Source organism: Psychromonas sp. SR45-3 (assembly GCF_014163575.1).
GTDB lineage: Bacteria > Pseudomonadota > Gammaproteobacteria > Enterobacterales > Psychromonadaceae > Psychromonas > Psychromonas arctica.
Map to the genome: position 1 here is coordinate 26,951 of NZ_JACJDP010000022.1, position 14,546 is coordinate 41,496.

General features: G+C 37.8%; 12 protein-coding genes. 6 read left to right on the top strand and 6 right to left on the bottom strand.

Features of this window, described 5'->3' with window-relative positions; translation table 11 throughout:
- The first annotated feature begins 528 nt into the window (after nt 1–528).
- The 3 genes from H5084_RS12415 to H5084_RS12425 are packed head-to-tail and all read left to right on the top strand — an operon-like array spanning nt 529 to nt 3,125.
- Nucleotides 529–1,545, top strand: coding sequence for an ABC transporter substrate-binding protein (locus H5084_RS12415; RefSeq protein WP_182690665.1), 1,017 nt, complete (start codon nt 529–531; stop codon nt 1,543–1,545).
- 13 nt (nt 1,546–1,558) lie between these two features.
- Nucleotides 1,559–2,329: an ABC transporter ATP-binding protein gene (locus H5084_RS12420; RefSeq protein ID WP_182690666.1), complete on the top strand. Its 771-nt coding sequence runs from the start codon at nt 1,559–1,561 to the stop codon at nt 2,327–2,329.
- Nucleotides 2,319–3,125 carry an ABC transporter permease gene (locus H5084_RS12425; RefSeq protein ID WP_182690667.1) on the top strand — a complete coding sequence of 269 codons (807 nt, stop codon included), beginning with the start codon at nt 2,319–2,321 and terminating at the stop codon, nt 3,123–3,125. The genes H5084_RS12420 and H5084_RS12425 overlap by 11 nt, the downstream gene beginning before the upstream one ends.
- 265 nt (nt 3,126–3,390) lie before the next feature.
- Here the strand turns inward: H5084_RS12425 and H5084_RS12430 are convergent, their stop codons facing one another.
- Entirely contained in the window at nt 3,391–4,380 is a 990-nt protein-coding gene (locus tag H5084_RS12430) for an LLM class flavin-dependent oxidoreductase (protein ID WP_182690668.1), read from the bottom strand.
- Between the two features lie 186 nt (nt 4,381–4,566).
- The gene (locus H5084_RS12435) at nt 4,567–5,502 is read right to left on the bottom strand and encodes a DMT family transporter (RefSeq protein ID WP_182690669.1); all 936 of its coding nucleotides are present in this window, start codon (nt 5,500–5,502) and stop codon (nt 4,567–4,569) included.
- Between the two features lie 126 nt (nt 5,503–5,628).
- Here H5084_RS12435 and H5084_RS12440 point away from each other — a divergent pair, with 126 nt between their 5' ends.
- On the top strand, nt 5,629–6,090 hold the full coding sequence (locus H5084_RS12440) for an Lrp/AsnC family transcriptional regulator (RefSeq protein ID WP_220485956.1): 462 nt from the start codon (nt 5,629–5,631) through the stop codon (nt 6,088–6,090).
- Between the two features lie 784 nt (nt 6,091–6,874).
- Here the strand turns inward: H5084_RS12440 and H5084_RS12445 are convergent.
- From H5084_RS12445 to H5084_RS12460, 4 genes are all read right to left on the bottom strand, one after another.
- Nucleotides 6,875–7,903 (bottom strand): LacI family DNA-binding transcriptional regulator, encoded by a 1,029-nt coding sequence (locus H5084_RS12445; protein WP_182690670.1) that lies wholly within the window; start codon nt 7,901–7,903, stop codon nt 6,875–6,877.
- 9 nt (nt 7,904–7,912) lie between these two features.
- Nucleotides 7,913–9,355: a sucrose-6-phosphate hydrolase gene (locus H5084_RS12450; RefSeq protein ID WP_182690671.1), complete on the bottom strand. Its 1,443-nt coding sequence runs from the start codon at nt 9,353–9,355 to the stop codon at nt 7,913–7,915.
- 1 nt (nt 9,356) lies between these two features.
- Nucleotides 9,357–10,295: a carbohydrate kinase gene (locus tag H5084_RS12455; protein WP_182690672.1), complete on the bottom strand. Its 939-nt coding sequence runs from the start codon at nt 10,293–10,295 to the stop codon at nt 9,357–9,359.
- Nucleotides 10,296–10,387: 92 nt separating this feature from the next.
- Nucleotides 10,388–11,737, bottom strand: coding sequence for a PTS transporter subunit EIIC (locus H5084_RS12460; RefSeq protein ID WP_182690673.1), 1,350 nt, complete (start codon nt 11,735–11,737; stop codon nt 10,388–10,390).
- A gap of 506 nt (nt 11,738–12,243) precedes the next feature.
- Here H5084_RS12460 and H5084_RS12465 point away from each other — a divergent pair.
- Entirely contained in the window at nt 12,244–13,287 is a 1,044-nt protein-coding gene (locus H5084_RS12465) for a GMP reductase (protein ID WP_182690674.1), read from the top strand.
- A 353-nt stretch (nt 13,288–13,640) separates the two neighbouring features.
- On the top strand, nt 13,641–14,477 hold the full coding sequence (locus H5084_RS12470) for a DUF2914 domain-containing protein (RefSeq protein WP_182690675.1): 837 nt from the start codon (nt 13,641–13,643) through the stop codon (nt 14,475–14,477).
- The last annotated feature ends 69 nt before the right edge of the window (nt 14,478–14,546 follow it).

Sequence of the window (14,546 nt, forward strand, 5' to 3'; positions counted from 1 at the left end):
ACCCAGTAAATAATTCCATACAGTACTATTTATGCAGTGCTGCTCAAATAAAGTTATCTCAGTAAACAAGCCGGTATCAATATTCATTAATTGATATTAAGTCAACTAATACTCGCTTAGGGGAAAAGTACTGAGTACTCTCTATCTCATTGACAGCTTATTCTCTATTTCAATAACCATTTCCCCTCTGCTTCAATAATCACAGTTGCTGAACTGGAAATACTTAAAAATATCGAACCATAATATCTGTTTTAAGCATCACAGTTTAAAACAACAGCAACGGATACTTAGTTAATAAGTTTGATCGACTATCAAATAACTCAATGAAGCGCGTTTAATGTATTGTAAATTAATATAAAATAAATTAATTTTTGATATAGCAAAGTCATCATTTTTACCATCCAATCTTTCACATATAAATTAAGCTATCTATTTAATTTACTTAATTTACTTAATTTACTTATTTAGATAGGTTTTCTAGATAGGTTCGCTAAAAATAGATAAATCACTCTAATATTAAGGGTTACCATGATAGGAAAAATAAATAAAAGCTCACTTCTCTTAGGCCTACTTACCTTTATTTTAAGTATAAATGCAGCCCAAGCCAGTGAAAAAATACGGGTTGGAGCACTACGTTGGACATCCCATGCGGCGAGTTTTGTCGCTTATGAACGCGGATACTTTAAAGAAGCGGGTTTAGATGTTGAATTTAAATTTTTTAAAGCCGCACAACCGATGGCCATCGCTATCGCTTCTGGGGATGTAGATTTTGGTATCACAGCGGTTTCTGGTGGGTTGATTAACCTAGCAGGAAAAGGTGCTATAAAAGTGATCGGTGGCGTATTAAATGAAGAGGATGGTATCGATGGGCAAATGATCCTGGCTTCTAAAAAAGCCTATGACGCGGGGCTTAAAACACCTGCAGATTTAAAAGGGCATTCCTTTGGCATCACTCAAACTGGCTCATCTTTTCATTATATGGCACATAAAATAGCACAAAAAGAAGGCTTTTTAGACTCAGATATTAAGATGAAACCACTCCAAAAGATTGGGGCTATTATTGGCGCATTAAAAACCCAACAAATTGATGCTTGGGCGGTGGTACCTCACATTGCTAAAGAACTGATTAAAAATAAAAATATTATGTTGATTGGTAACATGTCAGACTATATTCCCAACTACCAAGTCACCACCGTTTTTACTTCATCTAACACGGCTAAAAACAGACCAGAACTGGTTAAATCATTTCTTAGTGCATTTTCAAAGGGAGGCGCTGATTTCAATGCAGCACTGGTTGATAAAAGTGCCGGCGAACAAGCCTCTAAAGACATGGTGACATTAATTCACAAGTATGTTTACAGCGATAAACCTTATGACAAAGCCGCTCCTTCTATCATCAATGGGGCAATGCGACTTAATCAAGGTGCAAAATTAAACATCGCCAGTATCGAGGATCAATTAAATTGGTTTAAAACAGAAAAGTTGGTTAAAAGTAATATAACAATGGATATGTTAGTGGATCCTCGTTATGTAGATAGCTACTAAATTAGAGTCATTTATGAACTTACATATCAACAATATTTCGCATAGTTACTCCAACGTTAATGTGCTAGAAAATATAAACCTTGAAATCAATCAACATCAGATTGTTTGCTTAGTTGGCCCTTCAGGATGTGGTAAGTCAACATTACTGAGACTCATTGGGGGCTTAGAAAAGCCTTCCAGTGGTCAAGTAACACAAATTGGGAGCCCACCAGAAAATTCCATTAATCCGCTCACCTATATATTTCAAGATTTTGCGCTACTGCCATGGCGAAGTGTGTATGACAATATTTCACTGGTGCTTGAAGATCATGGCATCGATAAAAAAGAAATAAAAAATATTGTGGATGATGTGCTCACTAGAACCAAACTCAGTGAATTTGCCAACGCAATGCCCAAACAACTCAGTGGTGGCATGAAACAAAGAGTCGCCATTGCCAGAGCGTTAAGCGTTCGCCCTGCGGTTTTACTGATGGATGAGCCACTTTCAGCACTAGATAGCCAAACGAGTGAATTATTGATAGATGACTTAGTTTCGCTTTGGGATAGAGAAAAATTTACTGCTTGTTATGTGACACACAATTTAAGTGAAGCGGTACGTCTTGGCCACAAGATCGTCGTACTCAGTCGTAGGCCCGGCACGATTAGCGAGGTTATCACGATCGACATTCCATTAAATGAAAGAAAAAACCACACAGATGAACTAGATAAAAAACAAAAATACCTATGGAACCTGATGCGAGAAGAAGCATTGCTTGCCGACAAGGAGCTTATCAATGCCGACTAACAAACATCAAGTTAACAAAGAAGTCCCATTCAGAGGAGGCGGTTTTACACATAAACCGCTCCTTTTTGTTGGCCCACTCGTTTTTGTTTTTATCATCGCCTTGCTTGAATGGGGAACAAGTACTGGATGGATTTCAGACTTAACATTGCCTCGTCCATCTGGCGTAGCGCAGACCCTTGTCGAACTTTATCATTCTGGTCTTTTATTTAAGCACCTACTGCCTTCATTAACCCGTTTACTAATGGGGTCGCTAATGGGTATAACGGCAGGCATTGCAGTAGGATTATTAATTGGGCTATTTAATCTAGTAAGAGCCGGCGCATTGCCCGTAGTCGCAGCCCTATTTCCGGTTCCAAAAATTGCTCTTTTACCTTTATTTGTAATTTGGTTCGGGATTGATGAAGGTTCAAAATATGCATTAATCGCATTAGGATCTTTCACTCCTACTGTAGTTGCTACCTATGCTGCAATCGATAATGTAGACAGAGGTTATATTCGCATGGGGCAAAGTTTCGGACTGTCATGGGTTTCGATTGTGCGTAAGATTGTATTACCGGGTGCACTTCCTGGTATTCTGTCAGGACTCAGAATCTCTCTTGCAATATCAATCATCCTGTTAGTTGCCGCTGAAATGCTGGGCGCAACTTATGGAATCGGTGCTTATGTACTTGAAGCAGGCTCACTTTATGATTTAGAACGTCTTTTTGCAGGTGTGTTTATTTTATCTGTGTTGGGCGTGATTATAAATTGGTTAGTTGGTGTATTAGAGCGCAGACTTTTAAGCTGGAGAACTTAAAGAGCACAGCTAAAGAAAAGTGTTTAAGCTTAAAAACGAAAATATACATTCCCGATTTTAAGCTTTATTAATATAGTATGCCTGCTTTTTACAGGCATACATTAATGGCTTTAGAAGTTGTATCTGATACCAGCGCTCACTTCATGAGATGTTACGCCGTCAATCTCGAAACCATCAGTGAATCCATCTTGAGAAGTTTTAGCATCCCCTAATAGAACATACTGGAGAACAGAATTCATCTAATTCCTAGCATCTGGCTATATAACTACTGCTTAATTGACATCAATATATCCAATGCTTGATGACGTTTTTCGCTATCATAAAGATCATTTGTAAATATAAATTCATCGACATTTAATTGCTGTGCGATTATTTCCAGTTTGTGTTTGATACTCGTAGGGCCTCCTATCACGCTAAGGCTTAAAAAGTTATCTACTTGTGCTTTTTCCTGTGCATTCCATAAATTATCCATGCTAGTAACAGGTGCTTTTAACCATAAACCTTGACCACGCATTAATGCCAATACACGTTGCTTTGAAGTGGTGGATAAATATTCAGCTTCTTCATCGGTTGCGGCAGCAACGAGTGGCAATGCCAGCATAAAGTAAGGCGCTTTGAGGGTATCAGAGGGTTTAAATTCACGTCGATATAACGCAACGGCATCGTGCAAAAATCGAGGAGCAAAATGGCCGGCAAACACATAAGGTAGCCCTTTTTGTGCCGCTAATTGTGCACTAAATAAACTAGAGCCTAACAACCACAGCGGCACATTTGTATTTTCACCGGGTATAGCGCGAATTGCATGCTTCCCATCATAGGGACCTAACAACTGTTGTAACTCACTCACTTCAGCAGGAAAATTATCTGCGCGGCGTAAATCACTGTTTAATGCTTGGCTAGTTACTGGATCACTGCCCGGTGCTCTGCCTAACCCCAAATCAATTCGCCCTGGATATAAACTTTCTAAGGTACCAAATTGCTCTGCGACAACTAAGGTGGAATGATTGGGTAACATAATACCACCTGAACCCACACGGATTTTTTGGGTATTACCGGCAATATGACCAATTAAAATCGATGTTGCAGCACAAACAATACCAGGCATATTATGGTGCTCAGCAAGCCAAAAACGATGAAAGCCAAGCTGATCGGCATGTTGCGCATACTGAGTGCTTTTTTGAAGCGTTTCTGAAACACTTGCATCTTCGCGCATCGGCGCAAGTTCTAATAATGAAAAAGGGATATTAGCTAACAATGTTCCACCTCATAATGAAAATAAACTTATTACGGCAAAAATATAACAATCATAATCAAGCTGTAAGCAGCATTTCAAGTTATAGCAAATATTCCCACTTTTCAATGACAAAGACTCTCAGCTAAAAAATAGCGAGGGTAAGATTAAAATGAAGATTATTAATTCCCCCCTATTTTATCAACAATCTCACTTCAAGCTTTCTGCCACTGGTTTGACTTCTACTGCACTATTGTCGTTTATTTTTAGCGCCACGTTCTTGGTCGTCATAACCGAAGGCGATAACACAGAAGCGATGGAGGCAAACACAATGATGCTAATACCAATACTCTGTGTAATAACAAGTTGCTCATTTAAAATAAAAAAACCTGCCAATGCACCTAAAACAGGCTCCCCACTTGTGAGTACACCATAGGTTTTGGTCGGTAAATGCCGTAATGCTTGCATCTCCAAAACTAAAGGGATTAAACTCGATAACAATGCAATGGCAATCAACAACCCCATTATTTCAATGCTCATATCACTTAAAGAAAAGGTATTTACGGCTACCGGTAATAGCGCCATCGACGCGACTATTAACCCTAATGCAGGGGCTTTAACACCATGTTGAAATCCTGCTTTTTTGCCCACAATAATATAACTCCCCCAAAAGAAGCCAGCGATTGCCGCGTACACTAACCCCCTACTATCCAAGACGACATTACTTGAAGCATTAGGGATCAGCAGGTAAATACCTATGGCTGCGAGTATCGCCCACACAAAATCACTTTTGTGCTTAGAAAATAAGATTGCAACCAATAACGGGCCAATTAATTCAACGGCCAATGCAACGCCAATGGGGATAGTTTTAATGGCCAAATAAAAAAATAAGTTCATACCTGCAATGGTGAGACCATAAACAAACACTGAGCCTATATTTTGACCTGTTATTTTAACCTCCCACACACGACATACAAAGAACAACATAACAGCAGCCATACTCAAGCGCATAAAAGTAACACTTTCAGGCTTGATAAAAGAAAATATAGACTTCGCCAATGACGCCCCCACTGTGATTGATAGCATCGCAACTATTATTGCTACAACAGCGAACAGAGTTTGATTTTGATTGATTAAAGAACGCATAGGCTTCTCACTTTGATTAAAAAATCTACATGATAAAATTTATCAATAGTGAGTGATTAATATTGTTTATTTAGCGAGTAATATGATAAAAATTATCATTATTAACTTAAAAAAGGCCTTGTAATTATGGACAACATAGATCTTAAGATTCTTCACCAACTACAAACCGATGCTAGGGCATCGATTGCGGAGATTGCAGCACAAATCGGTCTATCTGAACCTGCTTGTTATCGTCGAGTAAGAGAGTTACGCAAAAGTGGTGTTATTGAAAAAGAGATGGCCATCATCAAACCTAAAAATATGGGCTGGCCATTAAGTATGATGTTATTGGTTGAGTTGGAACGAGATCATAGCACTATCGTCAATGCATTTTTAAGCAGAATAAATAAACAACCAGAAATTATCGACTCATGGTTTGTAACAGGCGATTATGATTTAGTTTTACAAGTGATCGCAGCAGATATGGAAGCCTTTGATCAATTCACACAACAGGTGCTTCATAAAGATAATAGTGTCAAAAACTTTAAAACCTTAGTCGTGATGCGTCACTCCAAAGCACATGGTCCTATTCCACCAGCCAAAAAATAAAGTCAGATTAATCTTCAAGTGCTTGCTCATTAACTTACATCGGTTCATGTCCACAAGGAGTACGGAGCAATATTACTATTATCCATAAAGTGTCATCATTAACCCGATTAAAATTACGGTGATAATCTACCTATATTTACCAAGACTTTTGAGTGTTTCAGGTTTAACTTTATCGAGTTCTTCCGAGCGAATCATTCCTTTGAGACAAAAGAGAATAGCCAAAACAAACATACCAGAAATGGTAATGAAAGAGTCGATAGTATAGGTGAAAACATAATGCGAGTAACAATCTGTAATTCCTGTAGTGCTGCCGCCTAGTATCGAAGTGCTGGCCATCCTGGCTAATGCAAAATGTTTATTGGTTTTTTGTGGCCGCACACCACAATTCACTTCACTTTACTTATCGACAACGAGGTTACTTAATCATTTATTGATGCATTGCTTTAACTAAAGCAAAAGGTGCATCTTTTGATACTTATCAGCCTTGTGAACGGTATCCGCTAGACTTTTTATTAGTCAAAATTGACGTAGAATAAATGGCTGGCTTAAGTGGCGTTTTACGTATATTGACCAATTCAGCACAGCGTATCGGCCCCTAGCTCGAAAAACAAGACTAAATTGTAACATTCGATAAGGACTAGCCATTGTCATCATGTTACGCCTTGTATTGAAATCCTAGCGAGCGACTGAATAATGCATTTTGATTGCTAAAGGGTGTTTATTGATATAACACGACAAGACTACTTGCTGATCTAGGTAGACAAGTTGTAATAACTTCGGATAATCAATTAATGTTTAATTTGACACTATTTCTGATCACTAACTTATATTGAACGAATTCAATATGGTTTTTTAATAAATCTTTTTCGTCACTCTGTATCAAGCGATATAACAAGTTTGCAGCTATTCTTCCAGCTGAATTAGAATCATAAAAAAGAGAGGTTATCTTTGGGTTGTAGTGTTGGGCAAACACCCCACCACCTACCCCACATACGCTAACATCTCCAGGTATAGAAAGCCCTTGATCCAAAATATAGTTTATTGCGCCGATTGCCATCTTATCGTTTGCAGCAAATATTGCATCAGGAGCAGAACCAAATTGTTCGAATATACGTTGGCAAGCATCATAGCCACTTATAACAGAAAATGCCCCGATGCTGAGTAGCCGTTCATCTTTCTTTATGCCATGTTTTTCAAGTGCATTCAAATACCCTTGTTTACGCTCAACTCCTACTGAAACATCTTCCTCACTAACCCCTATATAACCAATATTATGATGTTGATTATCGAGTAAAAAGTTGGTTAATTCTTGAGCTGCTGCTATTTCATTAAACACAACACATGGCGTACCATCTAACGATTTTTGTCCCATAATAACAATAGGAATATGAAGTCGTTTGATACGAGCTTGGTGTTCAGGGGTGAGTGTTGTTGCAATTAAAATAATTCCATCAACTTGCTTTTCTTTAAACAAATCAAGATATTCAAATTCTTTATCTACAGAATGGTTCGTGTTGCCGAGAATAACGCTATAACCTTGCTTTGAAAAATAATCATCAATACCTGCAATATTTTCACCGGATGAAGTTGCATTAATTTTTGGCAAAATAACACCAATTGTAAGACTTTTTTTACTATGAAGTGCCTTAGCAAATGCATTTGGCCGATACCCTGTTTCATCGAGTATGACTTGGATACGATCACGTACTTCTTTTTTTACATAACCAGAAGAGTTGATCACTCTTGATACGCTGGAAGGTGATGTTTGTGCTAGATTAGCAATATCTTTTAGGTTCAAAATACTTTTCGTCAACCTGTTACCTCATGATAAGTCATATTTATCAAATTTTGTTATTGTACAAGATCCATGGGAGTAAATACTAATATTACGAGCTTCACTTAATGGAAACACTCGACTGGTAAAAACTTCTTCTCCATCATTAACAAAGATTTCGATAGATGACTTATCTAGGAACATATGCAACTTCAAACTTTGCTTTGATAGCAATGTGCAACTGCGTACACCTGATTGATTTGGTGTTGAATTTCGGTCTAAACTTAATTTACTATTGTTAGGGTTGAATGTAAGGTCAATATGGTAATGGTCATAAGCATTAAAATGAACGCCACAGCTCCCCTGAATGTCATTTAATTCAATTTCAATTTCACAGCAAGGTGCGTGTATTTGAGCAAATGATTGTGAATTGCTAACTACAATATCTTGATAACTCAATTGGTTTTTACGTAACTGTTTTAATTCTTCAACTGGATACTGATATAAACGACCATTTTTAATTTTAAGCTCACGGACCAGCGTTAATGCATGTAACCAGTTATACGCTAATGTGGGTTGCTCATCTTCTTCAGGTATTCCCATCCACGCACTCATTAAGCGCCGTCCCTTTGAATCAGTAGTAGTTTGCGGAGCATAAAATTCAAAACCGCGATCAAGTTCTGTAAATTCATTATGCTTAAACTCATGAGCTTGTATATTATATGATCCTATAAAATATCCTGATTGATATTTATTGTGGTACTTATCCCCCTCCTTCTCTATCCCTTGAGGTGAGCATAACAAAATGTAGTTATTATCGAGTTCAAAGAAATCTGGGCATTCCCACATATAACCAAAATAACCTAATTCATTAAGCCCACTGCCTGCTAATGGCCCCATTAACTCCCAATCATTTATATTGGTAGAGCGATATAATAATATCTGCCCTTTTTTATCGATCGTTTGTGCGCCAATGACACAGTACCAAACTCCATTATCATGCCAAATTTTAGGATCACGAAAATGTGCAGTATAACCTGCAGGAGGACTATCGATCACAGGCCCCTTTTTTATAAACTTGTCATTTAAGCTATTCGCTTCTGCAATACACTGAGTTGATAGCCTTGTCCCATCTTTATTTTTTACATTTCCAGTATAAAATAGCATCAACTTTTCATTATTAACAAACGCGCTACCAGAATAACAACCATTTTTATCATAATTCTGATCAGGTGCCATTGCTGTAGGTAACAAGCGCCAATTAACTAAATCATCACTAATACAATGTGCCCAAAACTTACTTCCATGTGCGCATTCAAATGGATTCCATTGATAAAATAGATGATATATACCTTTATGCTCTATAAAACCATTAGGGTCATTGAGTAAACCAACTGCTGGGGTTATATGGTATTTAAGACGAAATGGATCTTCAATATTACAGTGAGCAGCACTCGCAGCGATATCTGCCTCTAATAGCAAATCAACCATACTATTTTACTTCCTTTAGTTGTTCTAATGTTGGGATGGCAGAAATTGCCCCCATTTGAGTACAAGTTAATGCGCCTACTTTGTTTGCAAACGTCACCATTTGACATAACTCAGAATGATCAAAACTCACTTTTTTATGTTTTGCTAGTTGATATAATATTGCACCAATAAAAGCGTCTCCAGCACCGGTAGAGTCAATAGATTTGATAGAAATACTGGGTACTATTTTTTGTAGGTTATTATAAGAAACCAATGTTCCCTTTTTTCCAAGAGTCACCAGAATAAAAGGACAACCAAGCCCATGTAAATATTCAAGCCCGATAGAGCTATCATTGTTACCCCCTAAAAGAATTAACTCTTCTTCACTGATTTTTAATAAATGTGTCCACTTTAAACAGGGTAGAACGGCTGCTTTAAATGCATCTTCATTCAACCAAAGTGCTGAACGGTAATTAGGATCAAATGAAACAAACTCACCTTTTGATGAGCACTCTTCCATAACACTAATATAAGTATCTCGTGTAACACTAGGCAAAAGAGCCGTCGCTGAGCCAAAATGATAAATTTCTGACTGATTAGTTTTTATCAATACATCAGTACGAGTAAGCTCTCCATCCGCACCTCGATTAAACACAAAGTCACGTTCTCCGTCATCAGTTAACGAAACAAAGGCTAATGTGGTAGGATGTTCAGCATCAAATGAGAGCCCCTTAGTTCCGACGTTAGCATCAGTTAACACCTGCTTTAGAAAAGTGCCAAAAGGATCATTTCCTACTTTTCCGATGAACTCTGCTTTACCTCCTAACTTACTGACGGTTGCAGCAACATTAGCAGGTGCACCACCGGCTTTTTTGATAAAATGAACACCGTCATGCAACTGCTTATTTGTATCTGTACAAATAAAATCGATCAGCAACTCTCCAATACAAACCACTTTCATGTTTGATCCTTTATAAATATATTAACTATTTATTGCTTGATAAAAATATCTATGGATAGAAAAATGGCTCACTAAATAGTGAGCCATGCACCCTATCTATTCGTATTTGGTCTTACTAAAATTTTAGTGAAAATCATTGCACTTCCCATTCCGATAACAATCATTGCTAAATACATTCCTAGCCCGTGACCTAGATACGCCGGTATTGCTGGTAAAAAAGTAACGCCCATTACAGCTGGAGCAATATGTGTAATTGCAGCAAATGTACCTGCAATTGCGCCACCGATAATACCGGAGATAAATACTTTTGAGTTTGTTAATGTGACACCAAAAAGTAGCGGCTCGGTGATCCCAAAGAAACAAGGTATTATCGAAGAGTATTTAAGTGCTTTTTCTTTTTTATCTTTAATGGTCATAGTGTAAGCGATAGCTGCACCAGCTTGCCCAGCCATCGAAGCAGTGATGAAAGCATTGAGAGGATTAACGCCTTTAATGGAAGAAAGGAAGTCAAGCTCGACAACCATTAATGAATGATGCAGACCTGTCACTGTCAATACTTGTTGAATACCACCAAAAATAGCGCCGCCTAAGCCAAATGGTAAGTTAATAATCGCATCAGCTGAAATCATTACCCCATGTTCTACAACATTAAATACAGGGCCAATAACTAACAACCCAGCAAACACGGCAATAATAATGGTTAAAAATGGTGTGAATACAAGGGCAACTACAGATGGCATCCAGGATTTAATCCAACGTTCTACATACGACCCAAAAATACCGACGATAAGGGCAGGAATAATTGTCCCTTGAAAACCTTGCACTTTAAATATACCAAATGTAAGCGCTTCGGCATTCCCACTCGCTACGTCCCATGCATTTGGCAACATCGGGGCTATCAACATTAAACCAAGCACAATACCAATAACCGGTGTACCACCAAATCGATTAAACGCAGACCATACAACAAGAGCAGGTAGAAATATAAAGACGGTATCAGTGATCATTTGTGACATAACAAGCAAGTCACTCGAGAATGTAATGCCTAATTGCTGAGCAAATCCACGTAAGCCCATAAATAGGCCAGTAGCTACTAAAACGGGTATCAATGGTACAAACACATCTGCTAAAGCACGCAGTGATTTTTGAAAGACATTTAAGTCATCGTAAGCTGCACTTTTTGCATTATCGTCAGTCTCACCGACCATATTTTTCAAAATACTATAAATTTCATTGACCAACCCCGTACCGATAACAATTTGATGTTGGCCAAATTGAAAAAAGTAACCCGCTACTTTTTCTACTTTTTTAATTGCTTTGGGATCCACCAAGTTGTTGTCATCAACCACAATTCGTAATCTAGTTGAACAGTGTTCCATAGCCCTTATATTTTCTTTGCCGCCCAATGATTTTAGCAACGATCCTGCGATGTCATTATTCATTTGTAACCTCACGTAAACAAAAATGTGAAAACCTTTTCACACAACGTGGTAAGCTTTTCATATTTGTATTTTAAGATCAATAACGGGCTAACTTCATTTTAAATAATATGAACTTCATCACCTTTATCATGCTTAAAACTTTCACTTACTGTCACTGAATATTAAGGAGTACTATTAATAAAAATTCGATCTTGAGGGGGGCATTACATATAAGAGAGGCGGAACCGAAAGTAGAAAAATTTAATCAAAAATGACGTTATGCTAGTTAAAAAAATATTATTTTTCAGTAAATATTAGGTTACCTCCTTCAAATTAACGAATTAACAAGTTGTTTAATAGCATGTTATAAGTTGCCATAATTAATTTACACCGTACAATACTGAAAACCGGGGCCTTTGATAAATATCAGATGCCCCGGTTTTTTTTGCCCATTTTTTACTGTTTCGATTTTTAGCCGATCAAAACATAGGCATTATTATTAATGGCTGATCTGAAAAGGAATAACCATGCGTATTGAACAAGATTTAAAGTTAGGCTTTAAAGATGTACTTTTTCGTCCTAAACGATCCACGCTTAAAAGCCGCTCACAAGTAGAGCTGACTCGCTCTTATACTTTTAAACATAGTAGACGTGAATGGTCAGGCGTACCTATTATTGCCGCTAATATGGACTCAGTTGCAACCTTTGAGATGGCTGAAACGCTAGCTTCCCATAATGTAATGACGGCTATCCACAAGCATTATAGTGTTGAAGAATGGGCTACTTTTATTAATAAAACCGATGCTAATGTATTAAATAATATGATGGTGTCTTCAGGGACTTCTGAGGCTGACTTTCAAAAAACTAAACAGATTATGGCCTTAACAGATGATCTCATTTTTATCTGTATTGATATTGCAAATGGCTATTCTGAACACCTTGTTGACTATGTTGAGCGTGTTAGAGCTGAGTTCCCGGACAAAGTAATCAGTGCTGGCAACGTTGTTACTGGAGACATGGTTGAAGAACTTATTTTAGCAGGCGCTGATATTGTAAAAGTGGGTATTGGACCTGGCTCAGTATGTACAACTCGTGTAAAAACAGGCGTTGGATATCCTCAACTGTCTGCCATTATTGAGTGTGCAGATTCTGCTCATGGTTTAGGTGGCATGATCATCGGTGACGGTGGCTGCAGTTGCCCCGGTGATGTATCAAAAGCCTTTGGTGGTGGAGCTGATTTTGTAATGTTAGGTGGAATGCTCGCAGGTCACCAAGAAAGCGGCGGTGAAATCATTGAACAGGATGGTAAGCAATACATGAAGTTTTATGGTATGTCTTCACAAAGTGCAATGAAAAAACATTCTGGTGGTGTCGCTAAATACCGTGCAGCTGAAGGAAAAACAGTAATGCTTCCCTATAAGGGCAGCGTCAACGCAACCATTGAAGATATCATGGGTGGCGTTCGTTCAACCTGCACTTATGTAGGCGCCTCTAAACTCAAAGAACTAACCAAACGCACTACATTTATTCGTGTGCAAGAACAAGAAAATAACGTTTACGGTAAAGAATAGCGCCCTACCTGAGCCAAGTCGTTATAGGCTATGGTGATCAAAGAAGGGTATTCATAGTAATCCCCTTCTTCACCAAAAAAGTAATAAAGAATAAATGTAGTTAAAGTGCTTAAAAAATGGCAAATATACAATTATGGATATTTAAAAGTATACCAGCCTATGGCAACGTTCAATGGTAAAATTTAATAGCAACATTTAATGAAAAAGCATGTTGGCCGATGCTGACATTAGCGTAAAAAAATGAAAGCAAAATAATCACCAAATCATACTTAAACAACCCGAAATAATAGCTGAATTTAAAGCGCATTTTAAATACAACAATCTATTTCTCAAACTTCAGTGAGAATAACAATATGAAGGAATCGGAAAAATTTACCATCCGAGTTAACTTTAATCGAACACAGAACAATATAGTGCAGGATGAAGCCTCTCATGGCTATCATTGGGGAAGAATCTTAGGGGTTTTGCTGCTTGTCGTCATTGCAATTTGGTCATTCATTTTTGCGAGTAGATATTATTCCGAGCAAAACAACCATGCTGATAAACAAACGGCAATATCGGTGGCGAGTACCGCAGCATTAACGCCGACAAACAAGATCACTCCTAGCGATGTAGACAAAGATCAAACATCTCCCTCTTCCTTTACACTATCCGAGAAAGCTGAAAACGAAAAAATTGAATTAACAGCACAAGCAGATGAACCGATAAATGACGAAATGGCGGAACCTAACAACAACAGTTATCAAGATGAAAGTGAAAGCTTAAGTAAAACTGAGCCAGTATCAGCCCCCTCGACTACATCGACCACATCGACCATAGAAAATACAGCTAATCCTGCTATATTCTTTCAATCTGACGTTGATATCATGTCGAATAATGTCACGCGTTTTGTTATTGCTTCATCGGTGATAGAAAATGAACCTGTTGGTGAGATCAATAACATTATTTTCAAAAATAATATTGCAACCGTGTATGCATTTTCTGAAATTATTGATTTAAAAGACACCGCTCTCTATTATATCTGGAGTGTTGATGGTCAACAGGTTGCAAAGGTTAAATTAAATATTAACGGTGATCGCTGGAGAAGCCATTCCAGCAAATTTATTCAACCAACAATGCACGGACAATGGAAAGTAGAACTCCAAAATGGGAAGGATGAAATACTCGCCGTTAATAGATTTACTTATTAGCTTTGCTTACTAAACTTATTTATTAAATCAGCTTACCAGATTGACCAGCTTTATTTTTACAAGGAACAA